Source organism: Hyphobacterium sp. (genome assembly GCF_043584775.1).
Classification (GTDB): domain Bacteria; phylum Pseudomonadota; class Alphaproteobacteria; order Caulobacterales; family Maricaulaceae; genus Hyphobacterium.
In genome coordinates this window covers 1,944,453-1,964,581 of sequence record NZ_CP121327.1, presented here as the reverse complement: position 1 = coordinate 1,964,581, position 20,129 = coordinate 1,944,453, and the positions used below count along the sequence as shown (strand labels likewise).

At 59.9% G+C, this 20,129-nt stretch carries 16 protein-coding genes and 1 pseudogene; 7 read left to right on the top strand and 10 right to left on the bottom strand.

All coding sequences use genetic code 11. The features are described 5' to 3' along the window. From P0D52_RS09805 to P0D52_RS09780, 6 genes and pseudogenes are all read right to left on the bottom strand, one after another. On the bottom strand, positions 1–891 hold the full coding sequence (locus tag P0D52_RS09805) for an SIMPL domain-containing protein (RefSeq protein ID WP_394692475.1): 891 nt from the start codon (positions 889–891) through the stop codon (positions 1–3). Between the two features lie 22 nt (positions 892–913). Continuing rightward, positions 914–2,055: pseudogene (locus P0D52_RS09800) on the bottom strand (acetyl-CoA C-acyltransferase). Between the two features lie 143 nt (positions 2,056–2,198). After that, positions 2,199–3,251, bottom strand: coding sequence for a ribosome small subunit-dependent GTPase A (gene rsgA, locus P0D52_RS09795; RefSeq protein ID WP_394692474.1), 1,053 nt, complete (start codon positions 3,249–3,251; stop codon positions 2,199–2,201). A gap of 244 nt (positions 3,252–3,495) precedes the next feature. Beyond that, a complete protein-coding gene (locus tag P0D52_RS09790) occupies positions 3,496–4,308 on the bottom strand; it encodes an acyl-CoA thioesterase (protein ID WP_394692473.1) in 813 nt (270 codons plus the stop codon). 2 nt (positions 4,309–4,310) lie between these two features. After that, a complete protein-coding gene (locus P0D52_RS09785; RefSeq protein WP_394692472.1) occupies positions 4,311–5,228 on the bottom strand; it encodes an SDR family NAD(P)-dependent oxidoreductase in 918 nt (305 codons plus the stop codon). Positions 5,229–5,323: 95 nt separating this feature from the next. Then, positions 5,324–6,202 carry an SIMPL domain-containing protein gene (locus tag P0D52_RS09780; protein ID WP_394692471.1) on the bottom strand — a complete coding sequence of 293 codons (879 nt, stop codon included), beginning with the start codon at positions 6,200–6,202 and terminating at the stop codon, positions 5,324–5,326. A gap of 71 nt (positions 6,203–6,273) precedes the next feature. Here P0D52_RS09780 and P0D52_RS09775 point away from each other — a divergent pair, with 71 nt between their 5' ends. Together P0D52_RS09775 and P0D52_RS09770 are read left to right on the top strand one after the other, a co-directional pair. Continuing rightward, positions 6,274–6,750, top strand: a complete 477-nt coding sequence (locus P0D52_RS09775) for a GAF domain-containing protein (protein ID WP_394692470.1) — start codon at positions 6,274–6,276, stop codon at positions 6,748–6,750. Next, entirely contained in the window at positions 6,726–7,469 is a 744-nt protein-coding gene (locus tag P0D52_RS09770) for a M48 family metallopeptidase (protein ID WP_394692469.1), read from the top strand. Before P0D52_RS09775 ends, P0D52_RS09770 begins: the two co-directional genes overlap by 25 nt. Here the strand turns inward: P0D52_RS09770 and P0D52_RS09765 are convergent, their stop codons facing one another. Both P0D52_RS09765 and P0D52_RS09760 read right to left on the bottom strand, forming a co-directional pair. Then, positions 7,470–9,686 (bottom strand): DPP IV N-terminal domain-containing protein, encoded by a 2,217-nt coding sequence (locus tag P0D52_RS09765; protein WP_394692468.1) that lies wholly within the window; start codon positions 9,684–9,686, stop codon positions 7,470–7,472. It lies immediately after the preceding gene. A gap of 99 nt (positions 9,687–9,785) precedes the next feature. Then, positions 9,786–13,058: a glycosyl hydrolase gene (locus P0D52_RS09760; protein ID WP_394692467.1), complete on the bottom strand. Its 3,273-nt coding sequence runs from the start codon at positions 13,056–13,058 to the stop codon at positions 9,786–9,788. Between the two features lie 135 nt (positions 13,059–13,193). Between P0D52_RS09760 and P0D52_RS09755 the strand changes: the two genes are divergently transcribed. After that, entirely contained in the window at positions 13,194–13,748 is a 555-nt protein-coding gene (locus P0D52_RS09755) for a PepSY domain-containing protein (protein ID WP_394692466.1), read from the top strand. An 82-nt stretch (positions 13,749–13,830) separates the two neighbouring features. After that, a complete protein-coding gene (gene ettA, locus P0D52_RS09750; protein WP_394692465.1) occupies positions 13,831–15,498 on the top strand; it encodes an energy-dependent translational throttle protein EttA in 1,668 nt (555 codons plus the stop codon). A 15-nt stretch (positions 15,499–15,513) separates the two neighbouring features. Here the strand turns inward: ettA and P0D52_RS09745 are convergent, their stop codons facing one another. Together P0D52_RS09745 and P0D52_RS09740 are read right to left on the bottom strand one after the other, a co-directional pair. After that, positions 15,514–16,167, bottom strand: a complete 654-nt coding sequence (locus P0D52_RS09745) for a hypothetical protein (RefSeq protein ID WP_394692464.1) — start codon at positions 16,165–16,167, stop codon at positions 15,514–15,516. A 73-nt stretch (positions 16,168–16,240) separates the two neighbouring features. Further along, positions 16,241–17,584 carry a S41 family peptidase gene (locus P0D52_RS09740; RefSeq protein WP_394692463.1) on the bottom strand — a complete coding sequence of 448 codons (1,344 nt, stop codon included), beginning with the start codon at positions 17,582–17,584 and terminating at the stop codon, positions 16,241–16,243. Between the two features lie 67 nt (positions 17,585–17,651). Here P0D52_RS09740 and P0D52_RS09735 point away from each other — a divergent pair, with 67 nt between their 5' ends. The 3 genes from P0D52_RS09735 to metF all read left to right on the top strand — a co-directional run bounded on the left by P0D52_RS09735 (position 17,652) and on the right by metF (position 20,126). Continuing rightward, entirely contained in the window at positions 17,652–18,158 is a 507-nt protein-coding gene (locus P0D52_RS09735; protein ID WP_394692462.1) for a MarR family winged helix-turn-helix transcriptional regulator, read from the top strand. 85 nt (positions 18,159–18,243) lie between these two features. Beyond that, positions 18,244–19,230, top strand: a complete 987-nt coding sequence (locus P0D52_RS09730) for an ArsR/SmtB family transcription factor (protein ID WP_394692461.1) — start codon at positions 18,244–18,246, stop codon at positions 19,228–19,230. Continuing rightward, the gene (metF, locus tag P0D52_RS09725; protein WP_394692460.1) at positions 19,227–20,126 is read left to right on the top strand and encodes a methylenetetrahydrofolate reductase [NAD(P)H]; all 900 of its coding nucleotides are present in this window, start codon (positions 19,227–19,229) and stop codon (positions 20,124–20,126) included. Before P0D52_RS09730 ends, metF begins: the two co-directional genes overlap by 4 nt. Positions 20,127–20,129 lie beyond the last annotated feature (3 nt).

Here is a 20,129-nt window from a genome sequence, read left to right as displayed (position 1 = left end):
TTATTCCTCGACCGCAAAAATGGCACAAACAAAAGACGTCAGAGATTGCATGGTGGGGTCGGACGCCATTGAAAAGTCATCGGATGCGGCAACAACGGCATCGATCAGGTCCTGGGAGAACCCTTCATTTTCGATCTGCTCGCTACTAATGACGCTTATCGGAGAAATGCTGTCGAGCTCGCTCCGACCTACTCTGCTTCCCGTCACAACGATCCGGTCTTCACTGAAATCCTGTGCGAGTCCCGTCCCTGTGAGATCGCCAACGCATGGTTGATTTCCCTCGCGCAAACTCACGATGCCATCCAGTGTCGAATCGGATGCTCGAGCGACGATCTGCGCGCGCTCTGCTGCATCCTCCATCGCGGCAGCAAAAGCCTGCCGGTGATGGTCGGCGGTCGGCTGCAAGTGATAGTCGATTCTGCTACCGCTGCTTGGCCCAGCTGCTTGGGCTGCGCCGCGAATCTGCGGCGCCAGTTCAAGATCATTGGTTTCAACCGATAAGGTCACAGTGGCGATATAACCCAGAAGGGCATCGGGGTGCCGGTTCTGTCGAAGCGTCTGAGTAAATTCACCCGTCTGAACGGATATCTGCTCGTAGTATGGTTGGACGCTGAGGTCGGAGGAGATGAAAACGGCATCGCCGCCAATCTGTCGAATAGCGTCTGTTGCTATATTCGCACGGATGGTCGCGAGACCCGATGCCGTTTCGCTGCTATCGGCCCGCCCTTCATAGCTGATTTCAAAACTCGCCTGATTTGGAACAAATTCGACGATGGCTCGTCCGCGGGCCTCAATATACCGGTCGCGCGGCAATTCAGCGTCATCTTGCTGGGCCATTTCGCACCCGGCCATCATGCCCGTAATTCCAATCAATAAAATTGAACGCCACATCGACGATCTCCCCAGGCTGTTTTTATGTCACTTCAAACAAGCCCGCAGCGCCCATGCCGCCGCCGACGCACATGGTGCAGACCACGTATTTGGCAGGTGACCGATGGAAATCGCTCCGCCGTTGACGTTCAGAATGTCGTTGGGGATGCCCAGCACATCACGCGAATGCAGAACCTGCACGGCAAAGGCCTCGTTCAGCTCCCACAGGCCGATGTCGTCCATGGTCAGGCCATGGGCCTTCAGCAGCGGTGGCACGGCATAGATCGGACCAATGCCCATCTCATCGGGATCGAGACCAGCCACGGCAATACCGCGATAGATGCCGAGCGGTTCCAGGCCGCGTTTCTCGGCCTCCTTGGCTTCCATCAGCACCGAAGCGGAGGCACCATCGGACAGCTGCGAGGCATTGCCGGCGGTAATGTACTTGCCTTCCGCAATCTGCTGGCCATTGGCATGAACCGGTTTCAGCGATTGCAGGCCTTCCAGCGTGGTGGACGGCCGATTGCCTTCGTCTTTCTCCAGCATCACGTCCTGGATGGTGATTTCCTTGGTCTCCTTGTTGAAGACTCCCATCTTGGAGGCCATCGGCACGATTTCGTCGTCAAACTTGCCGGCTTCCTGTGCGGCCGCTGTGCGTTGCTGGCTTTGCAGAGAATATTCGTCCTGAACATCGCGCGAAACGCCATAGCGCTCGGCGACGATCTCGGCGGTTTCCAGCATCGACATGTAAAGCGAGGGCACATGCTCATTGATCCACGGATCAAAGGCGCGGTGCAAATTCATGTGCTCGTTCTGGACCAGCGAAATCGACTCCAGCCCACCCCCCACGGTGATCTGCATGCCGTCTGAAATGATCTGCTTGGCGGCTGTCGCAATCGCCATCATGCCGGACGCGCACTGTCGGTCCATCGTCTGGCCCGCAACCGAATTGGGCAGGCCCGCGCGGATCAGGCACTGGCGCGCCGTATTCTGGAAGGTCGAGCCTTGCTGCATGGCAGCGCCCATGACGACGTCATCAATTTCCGCAGGATCAATGCCGGAACGCTCAACGGCATGCTTGATGGCGTGGCCACCCAATTCCTGGGCCTGTGTGTTGTTGAACGCACCGCGATAGGCTTTGCCGATGGGCGTGCGGGCGGTGGATACGATGACAGCTTCGCGCATGATGAACTCCCCGGATTATCGTTGTCCGACATGCTGATTGAATTACCGGGTTTGTCCAGTCTGACGCTTACGTCAACTTACCGTTCCGCCACAGGCGGCGCGGCCGCCTGTGGCTTGTTTCGGCACTGCAAATCTCGCAAATATCAGGTGCGTTTACGGTGCGCCCAACGTTGCGACTGCACCTGCTTCACCATCTTGGCAAAGCCTCGCTGTTTGTTGCGCTGCTCATGAATGGAGGCTTCATTGCGCTCGATTTCGCGCTCCAGCTTGCGGTAACGGGCAAGGCGGGCCTCATCCAGATCACCACTCTCTATTGCCGCCCGGACAGCACAGCCCGGCTCCCGGTCGTGTTGGCAATCGGAAAACCGGCATTGATGCGTCAGCTCCAGCAGGTCGCCGAAAGTGGTTTCCAGGCCCTCCTGCGTTCCCGCAAGCGCCAGCTCTCGCATGCCCGGAAGGTCAATCGCCCAACCGCCAGCATTCAGCTTGTGCATGGACCGGCCGCGGGTCGTGTGCCGGCCCTTGGCGTCATCTTCGCGAATGCCGGAGACCGCTTCATCCTTGCCGGCAAGGGCGTTCAGAATGGTCGTCTTGCCGACACCCGACGACCCCAGAAGCGCCAATGTCTGGTTCTTGCCGACCCAGACCATCAGCTTTTCAAGTTCTGCCGGATCGCGTGCATTGACCGCTTCGACCGGGCAATCCCCGGCGATTTTCCGGGCGCGCGCTACATAGTCGGCCGCATCCTCCGCGAGATCGGCTTTGGTCAGAACAATAACGGGAAAGGCGCCAGCATCCCGCACGAGTGAGAGATAGCGCTCCAGCCGCGGCAGGTTGAAGTCGTCATTGCAGGACGACACGATGAAACCGGCATCGACATTGGCTGCGATCAGCTGAACGCTGTGATCATGGCCCGCGGCCTTGCGCGCGAACAGCGTTTGCCGATCCAGCACGCGAGCAGGCCGCTCCAGAGCGCGGTCCATCAACACCCAGTCGCCGACGGTGGGGCGGTCTTCGACCGGTGTCTCGATCGGCATCATATGCAGGCGCAACTCTCCGTCCGGCCCGATCGCCTCATAGGCATCACGATGAACCGCAGAGATTCTCACCACATCGCTGATGGCTTCGTGGTCGAGGTCAAGAGATTGAAGAAAAGCCGGACGCCAGCCCAGCTCATCAAGTGTGTAATTCGTCATTTCAGAAATTCCGTTCTGGCCGAAAGGCCAAGCGCACATGCGCTCCCGCGTGAGCGGCAGCGTGGACAAACATGAATGTGCGGAACGAAATGCGGGCGCAGCCCAAACGGTCTGCCCTGACGTAACACGTCAGCTCGCGCCGCCATTCAGGCGGGACATCACAATGGTCATAAACAGTCCTCCTGAGCCAATTCCTGATCTACTTATCAGTCGATGCCGCCAGAAACACAAGAGGGACAAGCGATCAGGCCTTTTCCGCCTTGAACCAGACCATCTGCTGCGTCGTCGCCAGGAGTTTTCCCGAACGCGACCAGATACGCGCATGTTGATCATAGAACCCGCCCCCGCCGCGCGCGGCGTTGACGTCAAGCAGAACAAAATCGTCCCCGGCTTCGGCATAGTCGTCAGCGCTGGCATGCAGATAAACCGTCAGGGAAATGGTCGAGAGCGGAACGAAAGATTTGGCGACAAAGAAAATGCGCGGGGTAGGGGTGTCCGCAAGGCAGACCAGTCCCGCCGGGTCGAGCGCTCTGGGCTCTGCAAACTTCGCCCAGAGCGTATTGGCCGTCGAATCTGTATTGAAAATGTCGGTATTGGTGGCGGGCCGGATATCGATCCGCTCACCCCATCCGCGCGGCGGTACAAAGCGCGTGCAATCATCCGGTGCCGGAACGACAGGCATCTCACCTTCGGTCCATTCCAGCGTCTCGCGCCGTTGACTGAAAACGCCCGTCGCGCGCAGGGCCGGGCTCGCGCTATCAGCCTGCTTGATAGAGGCGGCCCAGAATTCGGTCGACTTTCCGGCGCGATGACAAATCGCAGAAAGATCGAACGGCCCTTCCGTCATGCCGGTCATGAAATCGGTGGTAATCGACACCAGCTCCAGACCATCGCGTGACGCTTTTGCCATCCCTTCGGCCAACATGGCAGCGCTGACGCCGCCAAAAGGGCCAATCATATTCTGATAGGCATCCGTCACTGTACCAGAGAAACGCCCGCGCTGCCCGGTACGTTCCAGCTCGGTCAGGGCAATGGCGTCGTCAAAACTGTGCGCCATGACTAGCCCAGCGAAATGCCGAAATGCTTCGCGGCGGCGGCAACAAATTTCAGTGTCTGGCCCGATCCATCCGTCAGCATATCCTGGCCTGCCGGATCAAGGATGCGGTCAAAATTCTCGGCGATGGCTTCCGGCGTTTGCTGCTCTGGCGGCAGGTATATTCCCGGTGTTTCGTAAATTCGTGTCGCGGCATACCCGCCGGCCCCCGCACAAAGCACTGTGCGTTCAGGTCCGTCTTCCGAGACCAGATAGGCCAGACCCGCCGACACGCTTTCGACGGTCATCAGATCCAGAGCGGCTTGGGGCAGAAGGCCTTCCGTCATCCGCGTTGCCGCAGTGGGCGAGAGCGTATTGACCCGGATATTGTTCTTCTTGCCCTCGATGCTGAGGACATTCATCAGGCCGACGAGGCCCATCTTGGCCGCGCCGTAATTGGACTGGCCGAAATTGCCGTAGATTCCGGAAGAGGAACTGGTCATGGCAATGCGGCCATAATTGCGTTCCTTCATGTGATCCCAGACCGCCTTGGTGCAGGTCACAGACCCCATTAGATGGACCTTCAGGACCAGCTCGAAATCGGCCAGCTCCATCTTGGCGAAAGATTTGTCGCGCAAGATACCGGCATTGTTGACGAGGATATCCACGGCCCCGAAAGTTTTGATCGCCTGATCGACCATATCGGCGACCTGATCCGGGTTGGTAACGTCCGCTCCGTGGGCGATCGCTTTGCCACCCTTGTCGGTAATTTCTTTCACCACGGAATCAGCGGCGGACAGCGAGGCACCAGAGCCATCGACCGCGCCACCCAGATCGTTGACAACAACATTTGTGCCACGCTCGGCCAGTAACAAGGCATGGCTACGGCCAAGGCCGTTTCCGGCACCCGTGATAATCGCTGTGCGCCCATCAAAACGGATCATACCCGACTCCTATTCATGAATCCCGGATGCGGAAACTAGCGGGCCAGCGCCAGCGCGCCAGCCCTCGATTCCAGATGCCGCGGAAATAACAGGTGTTATCGATTGCTCCCGCGGGCCTCTTCCACGGAAAAGACGGCGCAGACATTGGCAGTGACGCGCTGCGGTTCCTGATCTGCCGCCAAAGCATAACGATCCAGATCGACCAGCAATTGCTCGGCTGTCATCTCGCTGCCCGGAGCCGACGGAGGCGGTGGTGGAGGAGGGGGCGGGGGAGGTGGCGCTGCGCCACGATACTGTTCGTAATCGTCGAACCCGGCTGCGGTCGATGGCGCCCCCAAACACGGCCCGCTGCCTTCCTGGAGTGTGGCAATCTCGCCGAGCGCAGAGCCGGCGGCCTCGGCGACAATCCGGGCGCGTTCGGTGGCGTCGTTCACCGCGGCAGCGAAGGCGGCCCGCTGATCTTCCGCGGTCGGCTCCAGAAAGAACTGAACCGTGCCCGAATTTACCGGGCCGGCAGCCAGCGCGGCACCCCGTGCCTGACTGGTCCGGCTGGGCTCGAGCACGGTGACATTCATGGATACGGTGGCGACATAGCCCAGAAGCGCATCCGGATGCCGGTTTTCGACCAAGCGCTCATTATTTTCGCCATAGCGCTGCACCACCTGCTCGTAATAGGGCTGAACGGACAGGTTGGAGGTAATGCGGACTTCACCATCTGTGGCCAGACGAACAGCCTGAGCGGCGAGATTGGCGCGGGTGACAGCTTGCTGGGACGCATCCGGGCTATTGTCCGCCCGGCCTTCAAATGACACCTGGAACCGTGCGCGGTTTGCGGGGACCTCGATAAAGGCGCGGCCCTGCGCTTCGATCACCGGCCCGCGCGCCCAGACCGGAACCGGGTCGCCTGCAAATTGATCACAGCCGGTCAGCGCGACAGCGCTGGCCCCGATCAGCAATAGGCCCAACTTATTCATGATATCCCCCTTGTATTCCTGTACCGGGATCACGATACACCATCCGGGTGATCTGGATAGAAGGCCAAGCGATGACCGGAGAAGAAAAACGCGCCCGCTATGCGGAGTTGCGCACGGAAATTGCCGCAGTTGTGGCAGGCGAGACCAGCCGGACGGCCCGGTTTGCCACCGCATCCTGCCTGTTGTCGGAGGCGTTCAAGCCGCGGTTTTTCTGGACCGGCTTCTATGAAGTCGATCCGCACAAGCCAAGCGAGCTCGTCGTCGGTCCTTATCAGGGCACGATGGGCTGTTTGCGCATTCCTTTCGGACGCGGTGTCTGCGGCGCCGCAGCGGCGTGGCTGGAGACCCAGCTTGTGGCGGATGTTCACGCCTTTGCCGATCATATTGCCTGCGATGCGCGGACCAATTCGGAAATTGTTGTCCCTGTGCTGGACGCCAGCGGAGCGCTGGCCGCAGTCCTCGACGTGGACAGCGAACAACACGATGCTTTCGACGAGATTGACCGTGAAGGACTGGAAGCGATTTGCCGGGACATTCTGACCGTCTGACAATCGAAATCGATGGCCGTTGCATCGACTGCGCCATTGTGCGCAGTCCGAGGCGACGAACCATTGCGCTTCAGATTGATCATGAGGGTTTGAGCATTCGCGCACCACAACGCGCCAGTGACCGGCGACTGCGCGCCGCGGTCAAGAGCCGAGCCGACTGGATATCCCTCAAGCTGGCCGAATGGTCGACGCGCCCCAAACCTGCGCAACGCCGCCTTGAATCCGGAGCAACCCTTCCGTTTCTTGGGGACGAGCTGCGTCTGGATATTATCGCGCATCCGACGCGGGCCCGGACACGGGTCGAGCGACAGGATGATCGCCTTATTGTCGAAATCGACCGTCACCTGACCGGCGAGATGCGCGCCAGCACGATCCGCAAGGGCATTGAGCGCTGGTATCGACGTGAAGCCGATACGCTTTTTCCCGGGCGCGTCCGGCACTATGCCGAACAACTCGGTCGGCCGGTCAAGGCTGTCCAGATCCGCGATCAGAAACGGCGCTGGGGCAGTTGTGATTCAAAAGGCATTATTCGACTGAACTGGCGCCTTGTGGGCGCAGACCCGGACCTGATCGATTATGTCTGCGCCCATGAGGTCGCGCATCTGATAGAGCCCAATCACTCGGCCGCTTTCTGGGCTGTCGTGGCCGGATTGATGCCCGACTGGAAAGCCCGGCGGCAGCGCCTGAATGCCACCGCCGGAGTTTTTGTGCCGTTCTGACTAGTCCGCTGGCTGCAAGTGGCGGTCGAAAAAGTCCAGAATCGTGCGGGTCCGATGCCGGCCGCGCATCTCACCGCGAATGCCGTGGCGTTGTCCCGGATATGTCATCATTTCAAACGGCAGGTCGTTTTCCTGAAGTAAGCTGAACAGGCGGGTCGAATTCTCGAAGACGACATTGTCATCGGCCATGCCATGCATGATCAGAATGGGTGTCTCCCACCCGTCAAGATGCCCAAAAACCGAGGATTGCATGTAACCGTCGGGATTATTCTGCGGCGTGCCCATATAGCGCTCGGTGTAATGCGTATCGTACAGCGCCCAGTCGGTAACCGGCGCGCCGGAGACTGCCGCCGCAAACTCGCCGGGTGCCTGCAGCGTGGTCATCAGGGACATGTACCCGCCATAGGACCATCCCCAGATACCGATCCGGTCATCAGCGACATAATCAAGGGACCGCAGGAATGCGAGGCCAGCCAGTTGATCCTCGACTTCAACGCCGCCCATGGCGCGGTGCAGCGCCGTTTCAAAGGCATGTCCCCGATCCGGCGTGCCGCGATTGTCCAGCTTGAAATAGATATAGCCATTCTGGGCAAAGAGCTGGTCTTCGAGCGAACCCCAGCTCATCCGGGTCCGGCGGCCGACGCCCGGCCCGCCATAGACGTTGATAATGGCAGGGTATTGCCGATCCGGATCGAAACCGGCGGGCAGATACATGATGTAGTGCAGTTCCGTTCCATCGGCGGCCGTAATCGTTCCGCGCTCGGGCACGATATGGTTGTCCAGATAAGGGAAATAGGGATGCTCGGCATCCAGAGCATTTTCCTCAATCCAGCGCAGGCGTTGGCCGGACGCATCATAGAGCGCCGTATTCGTCGGCGTTTGCGGATCCGAATAGCTGCCCAGGAAGGTTTGGGCGCCGGCGCTCATGGAAATGCCGGACCACCATCCCGCGCCGGATGTGATCCGGGTCGGAGCTTCACCGGACTGCACGTACGAAACAGAATAGAGCTGGCGCTGGCGCGGATCGGTCATCCAGCCGGAAAAATACACGCGCCCGGCATCCTGATCGACGCCTTCAATCGCATTGATCTGCCATTCACCCGATGTGACCTGGTCGATCAGGCCGCCGTCGGCCGCATAGTGATAGATGTGCCGGAAACCGGTGCGCTCGGACGTCCAGAGAAAGCTCCCATCGTCCAGAAAAGTGAGGTCGTTTGTGAGATTGACCCAGGCCGGATCGCGTTCGGTCAGAATGTCGACCGCGTCGCCGGTTTCGGGATCCACAGCGATCAGATCAAGCACGCTCTGCGCCCGGTTTTGCCGCTGAATATAAAGACGCCCGTCAACGCCCCAATTTGCCCGCGCGAGATAGATATCGCTGTCCTCGCCGAGATCGGCTTCAACGCGCTGGCCCGTCTCGATATGCTCGATGAAAAGCCGGATACCGACATTGGCTTCGCCCGCATAGGGGTAACGTTGCTCGGTGACAGTGGCCCCGTCGCCGGCAATGTCGACGCGATAGGATGCCGGAACCGGACTTTCATCCACGGCCGTAAAGGCGACATAGCGGTCATCGGACGAAAACCAGTAACCGGTCGAGCGATCCATCTCCTCCTGAGCCACGAATTCTGCGGTCGCATAGGTGAGGGTGCCGCCGCCATCTGAGGTGATCGCACGCGTTTCACCGCTTTCGAGATCCTGAACGAACAGGTTCTGCTCTCGGACGAAGCCGACATAGCGGCCCGACGGAGAGATCCGGCTGTCGGTTTCTGCGGCCTCGGTTTCCATCAGGCGGCGCGCTTCACCCGTTTCCAGCTCGTAATAGAAAACATCGCCATCCAGCGGAAAGAGGAGTGCCTCGCCGCGCGCATCCCAGTCATATGTCACAATCCCGGAGCCGCTGATACGCGCGCGTTCGCGCAACTGGATTTCGGCCTCGGACAGCGCGCGCTCTTCGGGTGCCAGCACACGGCTATCAACCAGAAGAAATGGCTCGCCGCCATCGACGTCGATCGCCCAAAGGTCCTGCACGCTGGCATCCTCTTCCTTGCCTTGCAGGAAAGTGATCAGGCCTCCGTCGGGAGAAAACCGTGTCGCCGTCGCGACCGGGCCATTAAGGCCGGGGCTGGCGTAAAGGCGCTCGATCGTCAGTTCGGCAGGCTGGGCGTCCTGAATCAGTGTCAGGCTCGCCAGCAACATCAGGGCAGGGCTCATCATCAATCCTCGTAGTGGTGGACCACATCCTTAAAACGGACGCAGCCCGCTGGAAAGCGGGCTGCGGTTTGGGACGGGCAGATGCCCGCTATGGTGAGCGGCCTAGAGCGGCGGTAGCATGCGCGTGGGCGTCCAGGGTGCCCCCGCTTCATCCAGTGCCGCTTCGAAGGCCGGGATACGTTCATGCATGAGCGCATCCAGACGCTGACGGATGTCATTGTACTCGGTTTCTGCCATGCCCAGTTGGCGTTCATGCGCCGGGTTCGGGCCATAGGTCGCATAGGCCGTACCGGTCTGAGCAAAGCCGATCCGGGACGTCACGGTCGAGGGTTCGGCGCCGTATTGACCATTGCTCGACTGATTGCCGGTCAGCTCTTCTTCAATTGCGAAAAGCTCCTGACGCAAGGCTTCGTACTGGGCATCCAATTCGCCCGGTGCGGTGCGCGACCGGTAGAGAGCCGATTCCAGCCGGTTCAGGCGCTCTCGCGTCACGCCAATCGCCGATGTCGAGGCATTGACGCTGCGCTGGAGCGTGGCGAGGCGTTCCCAGAAGGCCGCCACCTCGTCATCCGGCGACCCGGGCAGGGCGCCGTCATACATACGCTCTACCTCGAAGGACTGGGCTTCGCCAATCACTTCGGTTTCGCCCTGATATTGACGGACCAGAGTCACTGAATACGTCCCCGGTGCCACGAGGTAGCCTGATGGCGCATTTTCAGCATCTTCCTGCCGCATCACGGGAGAATAGCCCGGGAAGGACAGGTCCCAGTTGACCCTGTGGAAGCCGGCTGTAACCGGTCCCTGAAGGCGGCGGACGACACGGCCGTCACTGTCGCGAACCACCAGCCACATGCGGGGCGGAGCCTCACGGCGCTCGCCCTCGATAACGTCAAAGCCCGGGAAGGGTGTGTCTTCGCCTTCTTCCACGAGTGGCCGTTCGGCCTCCTGACGGATTTGCTCGGACGTCTGCAGCGCCTCACTCATATAATAGGTGAAGACGGCCCCGAAAGGCGGGTTCTCGGCTGTGAAATAGCCATGCCCCTGCCAGTGACCGCTATCAAAGCCCAGCGGGTGCTGTTCCTGATACCACCAGGCGCGGCGAACCGGGAAGAGTGCGGTGCCATCCTCCATCATTTCTGGCGTCACGTCGCGCAGCGGCGAGTAATCGTCGAGGATGTAGATGCCCCGACCGAAAGTCGCGACCACAAGGTCGTTCTCGCGACGCTGGATTTGCAGGTCGCGGGCCGAGATGGTCGGGATGCCGGCTTCCAGCTGTGTCCAGTTCTCGCCGCCATCAATGGTGAAATAGACGCCGAACTCCGTTCCCACGAAAACGAGATTCGGGTTCACGTGATCCTGTGCGATGCGCCAGACCTGTTCGTTATCAGGCAGGCCATTTGTGATGGACCGCCAGCTGCGACCATAATTGTCGGACCTCAGAAGGTAAGGCGCAAAGTCACCGTATTTGTGATTGTCCAGCGCCAGGAAGACGGTCCCGGCTTCGTGCAGGGAGGGCTCGAAATCATTCACATAGGCCCGGTCCGGCACGCCCGGCAGGCTGCCGACTTCCGTCCGCTGCCAGGTTTCGCCGCCATCTGTCGTGATCTGGATCAGACCATCATCAGTGCCGGCATAGATGACATTCTCGTCTACCGGGGATTCCGCCAGCGCGCTGATCGTATTGTAGTTGGACATCGCATAGATGTCCCAGGCGGCATCCCAGGACCATTGCCGGCCCATGATCGGCAATTGCATGCGGTCCTCATCCCGGGTCAGGTCCCCGGAAATCGCTGTCCAGGTGTCGCCGCGATTGTCCGAGCGCCAGACACGCTGGGAGGCATGGTAAAGCCGTGTGGGTTCATGGGAGGACACCACAATGGGCGCATCCCAGTTATAGCGTTCCGCCGGCTCACCGGGCTCAGGCTGGGCCCGGATATAGACGATCTCGCCAGTCGTCCGGTCAAAGCGGACCAGATTGCCCTGCTGCCAGCTGGAATAGGCGATATCGGGATTGCCCGGTTCGATATCCGGTTCGTGGCCGTCGCCGAATAGCGTGACTTCCCAGTCCGAATTTCGGATGCCATGGCGGTTATCGGTGCGGGACGGACCCACTTGGGTCGAATTGTCCTGTGTGCCGCCATAGATATTGTAGAATGGCTCGGCATCATCCACGGCAATGTCATAGAATTGCGTGATGGGCAGGTTGGAGATGAAGCGCCAGGTCCGCTCATCATCCACCGTCTCATAGAGACCGCCATCGGATCCGACCAGCATGTAGTCGGAATCGGTCGGGTGGAAGGCGATGGCATGGTCATCCACATGTTTGAATTCATTGTTGATATCGCGAAACGTCGCGCCGCCATCGTCGGAAATCTGTGTCGTATTGCTGACCAGAATGATCCGGTCGAAATGGTGCGGATGCGCGTAAAGCTCCATGTAGTAATGCGGCCCGGTGCCGCCGGAGACCGTGTCCGACATGCGGGTCCAGCTCTCGCCGCGATTGGATGAGCGATAGACGCCGCCTGATCGCCGGTTTTGCTCGATGGCGGCGTAGATGACGTCCGGGTCTTGCGGTGAGATGGCAAGGCCGATCTTCCCGAGATTGCCCGTGGGCAGGCCGGTTGTGACCTGACGCCAGGTCCGGCCACCATCGTCGGAGACATGAATGCCGGATTCCGGCCCGCCCCCCATATAGGCGGCAACCGTGCGGTGACGCTGCCAGGTGGCGGCATACAGCCGGTCCGGATTGCGTGGATCGATAAGCAGATCGGTCACGCCGGTCCATTCGCCCGCCGACAGCACATTCTCCCAGGTTTCGCCGCCATCGGTCGACATGAACAGGCCGCGATCGCCGCCGGATGACCAGAGAGGGCCTTGCGAGGCGACCCAGATCGTATCCGGATCGTCCGGGTGAACGATGATTTCGGAAATGTGCTCGGAATTCTCGAGCCCCAGATGCGTCCAGGTCTGACCGCCATCGCGCGACCGGTAAATGCCGTTGCCATAACCATTATGCCGGCCACCATGGTTTTCGCCGGTTCCGACCCAGATCGTGTGCGGGTTGGAGGGATCAATCGTCACCGTTCCGATCGAGAAGACGTCTTGATCGTCAAATATCGGCGTCCAGGTCGTGCCGGCGTTCTCCGTGCGCCAGACACCGCCCGAACCGACGCCGACGATCCATGTGGACGGATCGTCCTGCAGGATTTCGATATCGCCGATCCGGCCCGACATGAAAGCCGGTCCGATATTGCGGAATTCAAGCCCGTTGAAATTGGCAGAGGCCATCGGATCGGTGGCCGTCTCCTCTTCTGATTGGGCACAAGCAGTTTGCGGCAAAGCGCCGAGCAATACGGCACAGAGAATGGCGCGCATATAGTCCTCCCCAGGAAATGTCATACCGGAGACTATCATCCGAAAAGCGGATGGGAAGCGGCCCGGCGATTTTCCGGGGGATTATGATGTATTCGTAATCTTGACGCCCGGCCGAAGCTCAAGAGGATGCGCGCCATGACCGTGAACAAGCTCTTCCGCGACATCCACCACTGGGGCTCACTGGCCGTCATGATCCCCCTGGGTGTCATGATCGTCGCGGGCATTTTCCTGATGCTGAAAAAGGAATTCGACTGGATTCAACCGCCCAGTCAGCGCAGCGCTGTTGAAATCACGGGAGCGCCCGCGACGACATTGCTGGAACTATACGAGGTCGCAGCGTCAATTCCGGAACTCGACACCACGGACTGGACGCAGTTTGACCGGATCGATGTGCAACCCGACCGCGGCATCGTCAAGTTCATCTCGACCAATCGCTGGGAGGCCCAGATCGATCTGGTGACGCTGGAAGTCCTGCAACTGGAATACCGGCGCTCGGACCTGTTCGAGCAGATCCATGATGGCTCATTCTTTGCCGATTGGGTGAAGCTCTACGTTTTCCTGCCTGCCGGCGTCGTTCTGTTTGCGCTCTGGCTGACCGGCATCTGGCTCTTCTTCCTGCCGCATGTGAAGCGCTGGCAGCGGGACCGGAAGCGTGCGGCAAAGGCCGCTGCGCGCCAGGGCAGAACGTAAAGCCTGATTGCTCCTTTCGCGCGGCTCCGCTATACGCCGCGCAACAGATCAAATCCCCTACGCTTCAAGGATGACCCGCCCCATGGCCGCCTATCAATACGTCTATCATATGGACAAGCTCTCGAAGACCTATCCGGGGGCTGCCAAGCCGGTTTTTCAGGGAATTTCCCTGCACTTCCTGCCCGACGCCAAGATCGGTGTTGTTGGCTCCAACGGTGCCGGTAAATCTACCCTCCTGAAAATCATGGCGGGCATGGACACAGACTTCACCGGCGAAGCGTGGGCAGAAAAAGGCGTCCGCGTCGGCTATCTGCCGCAGGAGCCTCAGCTCGATCCGACCAAGACCGTCTGGGAGAATGTCATCGAAGGATCGGCCCACAAGAAGCTGGTCGACGATTTCAATGCCATCTCCATGAAGCTGGCGGAAGATTATTCCGACGAGCTGATGGAGGAAATGACCGAGCTTCAGGAAAAGATCGACGCCGCCGATGCATGGGATATCGATAGCAAGATCGAGATGGCCATGGACGCCTTGCGCTGCCCGCCGGCCGATTGGGATGTGACCAAATTGTCGGGCGGTGAAATCCGCCGCGTGGCTCTGTGCCGCCTTCTGCTCTCAGAGCCGCACATGTTGCTGCTCGATGAGCCGACCAACCACCTCGATGCCGAATCGGTCGACTGGCTCCAGCACCATCTGGAGAATTTCCCCGGCGCCATTCTGGTTGTGACCCACGACCGCTATTTCCTCGACTCCATCACCACATGGACGCTGGAGCTCGATCGCGGCCGCGGCGTGCCATATGAGGGCAATTATTCTGCCTGGCTGGAACAGAAGCAAAAACGCCTGGCCCAGGAAAGCCGCGAACAGGGCGCAAAGGAGCGCGCACTCGCCCGCGAGCTGGACTGGATTCGGTCGTCGCCCAAGGCGCGCCAGGCCAAGTCCAAGGCGCGGATCAAGTCCTATGAAGAATTGCGCGATCAGGCCGACCGCCAGGAAATCAATCACGCCCAGATCAATATTCCGCCGGGCCCGCGCCTCGGCGGTGTGGTGCTGGAGGTGGAGAATCTGAAAAAGGGCTTCGAAGACAAGCTGCTGATCGATGGTCTGTCTTTCAAACTGCCGCCAGGCGGCGTGGTCGGTGTGATCGGCCCGAATGGTGCCGGTAAATCGACCCTCTTCAAGATGATCACCGGACAGGAAAAGCCGGATGAAGGCACCTTCCGTGTCGGTGAGACCGTGAAACTGTCCTATGTCGATCAGTCCCGCGATACGCTGGATCCAAACAAGAATGTCTGGGAAGAAATCTCGGGCGGCAATGACATGATCAATCTTGGTGGCAAGGAAGTGCCGTCCCGGGCCTATGTCGGCGCCTTCAACTTCAAGGGCGGAGACCAGCAGAAAAAGGTCGGCCTGCTCTCGGGCGGTGAACGCAATCGCGTGCACCTTGCCAAGACGCTTCAGACCGGCGGCAATCTGCTCCTCCTCGATGAGCCGACCAACGATCTCGACGTGGAAACGCTCGCCGCGCTGGAGCAGGCGCTGGAAAACTATCCCGGTTGCGCAGTGGTCATCTCGCACGATCGTTTCTTCCTCGACCGTCTGGCCACCCACATTCTTGCCTTTGAAGGCGATAGCCATGTGGAATGGTTTGAAGGCAACTTCCACGACTATATCGAGGACAAGAAGCGTCGTCTGGGCGAGGATTCGGTTGTCCCGTCCCGGGTCCGGTTCAAGAAGTTCAGCCGCTAGGCGGAGCAGGGTGGCCTAGCGGTCACCCATTTCCGTCAGGCGGGCGTCCGCTTCGCTGCGTAATTCGCTCGCGCTCTGGAAGATATGGGCGGCCTCTTCGCGTTCGGACGCGTCCATATCCCTGCCATTGCGCATTCGGCCAGCGTTCTGGGCCACCAGATTGGCGTTCGCCCGCAGGTTCGAGAAGCATTGCTGTCCTTGTTGGGCTGCGGCACGGTCTGCCGTGTCCATGCCCCGGATCAGGCTGTCGCAGAAATCACGTTGCTCGAAGGCCCGGTCCCGAAATGTGCCGAGCTCCGACAGACTGGCAGAACCGACAGTCTCATAGCCAAAGCGTTCGTTTGCCAGGCTCATGTCTTCCGGCATCTGGACACCAGCGCCAGATCCGCCTCCGCCACCACCATCGCCGCCGCCCGGTCCGCCGCCGGGGGAGCCCGGTGCGCCCGGAGGAGAGGGCGGGATTTCGGTCGTTTCGTGGCGAGTGCACATGGCGGTGCGGGAATCGCCTTGCGGCGCAAAGTCTTCACCGCGCGCCCGGCATTCTGCCGGTGTGTAGGTGCCATCGAGCCAGACGCCCTCACTCACATGACAGCAGCGGCGATCATCCTGTGCGGATGCCTGAGGCATGAAAGCCAGAGCCAAACCGGCAACCCATAGTGATTTCCACATTCTTTCCTCCCCGATTTCCGCTTGAGCCTATCACAGGCGGCATGAGAAGCAGAAATCGGGAGGCAAGGGGGTATCAGTTTTCGTGGCCTGTCAGATGCTCGATCAATTGATTGATCTGCTCGTCCCGTGTGCCGGAAAGCGGAATATCCGGGATAACCGGGGCCGATGAGCGATCACCCGACGGGCGGATGAAAATATAGATCGGCGCGGCAACTTCGAGGTCGGAATGGATCAGTCGATGCAGCTGAACCTGCCCGGTTGAATTGGCCCGCCCTTCCGTGCCCGGCCCCGCAACAGGCGCAATATCGAAATCCTGCGCTGTCGCAGCCATGACAATGGCTTGTGAATAGGTTCCGGCCCCGACGAGTATGGCGACATTTCCGCCAAACCGGTTGGCAAGCTCTGCCGGCGGTTCGACCCATTGGGCAAAAGGCACTGAGACCACCTGGCCAATTTCCGAGCCGGGAATGAGGGCCTGGTTCTCGGCGACGATGCGCGCGGTCACAGCCGAAAGCGGCGTGTAGCGCTGGTCTGTAGTATAGGCGAACAGGCGGTCCGAAAGCTGATGCGCACCGCCGCCATTCCGGCTGACATCAATGATCAGGTTTTCCGCACCCTGCTCGGCAATCGCCGCGAAACTCGTCTCCAGAAACTCTGCGAACTCGCTTTCCAGATCGGGCATGAATGTATTGACGGTCAAGACCGCCGTTGTGCCCTGAAAATCCAGTGACCATTGGTCATGCGGCTCTACGGATGTATCGCGATCCGGATCCAGTCTTACGGTTCTTTGGCTTCCGCCGGGCGATGCCACAACGACGGTCCAGCTGTCAGCCCCGCCTGTCAGGGCCCAGAGATAGAGGGGGAAACGGGATTCGAGCACATAGGCGCGCAATCCGTCTGAATCGCCATTCATGCGGGCCATCAGGTGATTGGCCAGATCGGCCGCAGGATGACCGTTAATGGTCAGGATTTCTTCCCCGGCCTCGAAAACACTTTCCGGAGCAACGGTGTGCGCTATCTTCAAGCGCCCCGCGTCAAGCGAAACCGGCAAGGTGAATTCCGCCCCGCCGGCCGCAAGATAGGCATCATAGTCGTCTTGCGGCGCACGGATCGTGATGTGTCCGTCGTTGAAAACCGGATTGAGAACAGCCAGAGACAGCCACGCTTCGCGGCGTGAATACTCGCCCTCGAGCGCGTTCGAGACGGCATCAAACCGCGACTGAAGGTCATCGACATCAGCCGAAAATGACGGGTCGGGGTGGGTGGCAAAAAACCAGTCGCGCCACTCTTCGACATCCGCGCGCAGCGCATCAGCAGGGATTGTTTCGGTGGGGTCCTGTGCGCAAGCCTGCGTAAACACAAGGCTCGCGGCAAGAGAGAACAGGATGGCGGCGCTTCTGGGGAGGAGCTTGATCATGGTGTGTATTCCATATAATATGTAACAAGTAACGTAACCGGTAACATATAATTTCCCGGAGAACAAGATGTCGATGAATTCGCGGTCTGAAACGGCGCTTGATGATTATGCGCCGGCCTTTCTCGGCATGATTATGAGCCGGCTGGTCGACGAGATCGTAGCTGCGGGCAGCGAAACGGCCCGCGCGCTATCCATTGATCTGCCGCCGCGATCCATGTCGATCATCACGCTTCTGGCCGAGCGCGAACGGAGCGTCACCGAAATCGCGTTGGCGGTGGGCCAGACCCATGCCGGGGTCATCAAGAATATGAAACCACTCGCCGAAAGTGGCCTGGTGACGCGGTTTGATGACAACAGTGACGGACGACGAAAGCCCTATGGCCTTACCCCAAAAGGGCGAAACATCGCCGGCGAGCTGGATCATCTCCTGAAAGCCGGTGCAGCGGCCTATCGGGAGTTGTTCGAGGAAATCGGAATTGACCTCTATGATGCTGTTCTGCGAGCCGATGCGGCGCTAAAGCGGCAGTCCATGTCGCAGCGCATGCTCGCCAAGGCGATGCCAGCCAAAAGATAATCCTGCGAATTCTCATTCTTTCCATTGAAACTGCCGCAGAATGATATAAAGATATCTTTATACCTTTTTCAGGTGAGATATCGGCATGGAACATTTGATTGGTCAATTGAAAGCCCTCGCGGAGCCAACGCGACTGCGCGTTGCGACACTTCTGGCGCTGGGCGAGCTGACGGTTTCGGAACTGGTTCAGGTCCTCGGGCAAAGCCAGCCCCGCGTGAGCCGTCATCTGAAATTGCTGACCGATGCCGGATTGGTCGAGCGTCAACCGGAAGGTGCCTTCGTTTTCTATCGTTTGGTGTCGGCTGGTCCCGGTCAGCGCATCGCGAATGTTATTGGCGATCTGACCCCGCCGGATGATCCTGTTCTGAAGCGCGACCTGGATCGCCTGGCCTCTGTGAAAGCCGCCCGGGCCGCTGCTGCGGAATCATATTTCCAGCGTGCCAATGAAGACTGGGACCGGATCCGTGCGCTTCATCTGTCCGAGGACGAAGTCGAGGCCGCCATGCGCGATGCGGCGGGCAGCGGGCCCTTTCAGCTGATGATCGATGTCGGCGTCGGCACTGGCCGGATTCTGGAAGTCTTTGCCGACCGCGTTTCCGAGAGCGTCGGTATCGACGTCAATCATGCGATGTTGAATGTCGCACGGCTCAATCTCGAACGTGCCGGCCTGACGGGCGCATCCGTCCGCAAGGCCGATGTGTCTGCCCTTCCATTTGATGACGGCGTCGCCGACCTGGTGACGGTCCATCAGGTGCTCCATTATCTGGATGATCCCGCCGTCGCGATCACGGAATGCGCCCGCGTTCTGAAGCCGGGCGGCGTTCTGCTGATTGCGGATTTTGCACCGCACCAGCTGGAATTCCTGAAGACCGACCATGCTCATAGAAAACTCGGCTTCTCGGACGAAGAAATGACCGAGTGGGTCGAAAGTGCGGGGCTCGAAATGCGCCGCCGGTCCGCGCTTCACCCTGAAGAACCGGAAAACCGTCTGACCGTGAAGATTTGGTCGGCGCGGCGAACGCCTGTCCGGACGAGCCAGCCCTCGATTGCCGCCAAGGACGTGTCCGCATGACCCATCAACCCACACCATTCGCTTTTGGCCGCACTTCCGCGCCAACGGTCTCGTTTGAATTCTTCCCGCCGAAGACCGACGCGATGGAAGCCCGTCTTTGGGAGACCGTCGAGAAGCTGGAGCCTTACCAGCCCGACTTCGTCTCGGTCACCTATGGTGCGGGTGGCTCCACGCGGGAGCGCACCCGGAACACGGTCAAACGGATATTGAAGGAAACCCGTCTGAAAGCGGCCGCGCATCTGACCTGCGTTGGTGCGACCCGTAGCGAAACGATCGATATCATTCGCGATTACAAGGACGCCGGCGTGGATCACATTGTCGCCTTGCGCGGGGATGCGCCGGAAGGCGTGGGTGAAGCCTATACGACCCACCCCGGTGGATTTGAATGCACATCCGAACTGGTTCGGGCGGCCCGCGACGCCGGCGTCAGCGAGGTGTCGGTCGGCTGTTATCCGGAACGCCATCCGGACAGCCCTTCGGTCGAGCATGATCTCGATGTTCTGAAGCGCAAGATTGACGCCGGCGCCACCCGCGCGGTCACTCAGTTTTTCTTTGATCCGGATGTATTCTTCCGCTTTCGCGACCGTGCGGTCGCAGCGGGCGTGACCATTCCGATTATTCCCGGTCTGATGCTGCAGTCCAATTTCAAGGGCTTACAGCGCATGTCCGCGCTCTGCGGGGCATCGGTCCCCGACAGTCTGCCGCCGCTTTATGAAGGCCTGGACGAGGATCCCGAGACCCGGGATCTGGTGACGGCCAATGTTGTCGCCAAGCTGGCACGCAAGCTCGAAAAGGGCGGGGCCGAACATTTTCATTTCTACACGCTGAACCGGGCCAGCCTGGCCATCTGCCTGGTGCGTCTGCTGGGTGTTCGCGCTTTGGCGGAGGCCGCCTGAGCC

Coding starts and splice junctions, on each gene's coding strand:
- P0D52_RS09805 (WP_394692475.1), bottom strand. CDS start 891: ATGTGGCGTTCAATTTTATTGATTGGAATTACGGGCATGATGGCCGGG.
- rsgA (WP_394692474.1), bottom strand. CDS start 3,251: ATGACGAATTACACACTTGATGAGCTGGGCTGGCGTCCGGCTTTTCTT.
- P0D52_RS09790 (WP_394692473.1), bottom strand. CDS start 4,308: ATGGCGCACAGTTTTGACGACGCCATTGCCCTGACCGAGCTGGAACGT.
- P0D52_RS09785 (WP_394692472.1), bottom strand. CDS start 5,228: ATGATCCGTTTTGATGGGCGCACAGCGATTATCACGGGTGCCGGAAAC.
- P0D52_RS09780 (WP_394692471.1), bottom strand. CDS start 6,202: ATGAATAAGTTGGGCCTATTGCTGATCGGGGCCAGCGCTGTCGCGCTG.
- P0D52_RS09775 (WP_394692470.1), top strand. CDS start 6,274: ATGACCGGAGAAGAAAAACGCGCCCGCTATGCGGAGTTGCGCACGGAA.
- P0D52_RS09765 (WP_394692468.1), bottom strand. CDS start 9,686: ATGATGAGCCCTGCCCTGATGTTGCTGGCGAGCCTGACACTGATTCAG.
- P0D52_RS09760 (WP_394692467.1), bottom strand. CDS start 13,058: ATGCGCGCCATTCTCTGTGCCGTATTGCTCGGCGCTTTGCCGCAAACT.
- P0D52_RS09755 (WP_394692466.1), top strand. CDS start 13,194: ATGACCGTGAACAAGCTCTTCCGCGACATCCACCACTGGGGCTCACTG.
- ettA (WP_394692465.1), top strand. CDS start 13,831: ATGGCCGCCTATCAATACGTCTATCATATGGACAAGCTCTCGAAGACC.
- P0D52_RS09745 (WP_394692464.1), bottom strand. CDS start 16,167: ATGTGGAAATCACTATGGGTTGCCGGTTTGGCTCTGGCTTTCATGCCT.
- P0D52_RS09740 (WP_394692463.1), bottom strand. CDS start 17,584: ATGATCAAGCTCCTCCCCAGAAGCGCCGCCATCCTGTTCTCTCTTGCC.
- P0D52_RS09735 (WP_394692462.1), top strand. CDS start 17,652: ATGTCGATGAATTCGCGGTCTGAAACGGCGCTTGATGATTATGCGCCG.
- P0D52_RS09730 (WP_394692461.1), top strand. CDS start 18,244: ATGGAACATTTGATTGGTCAATTGAAAGCCCTCGCGGAGCCAACGCGA.
- metF (WP_394692460.1), top strand. CDS start 19,227: ATGACCCATCAACCCACACCATTCGCTTTTGGCCGCACTTCCGCGCCA.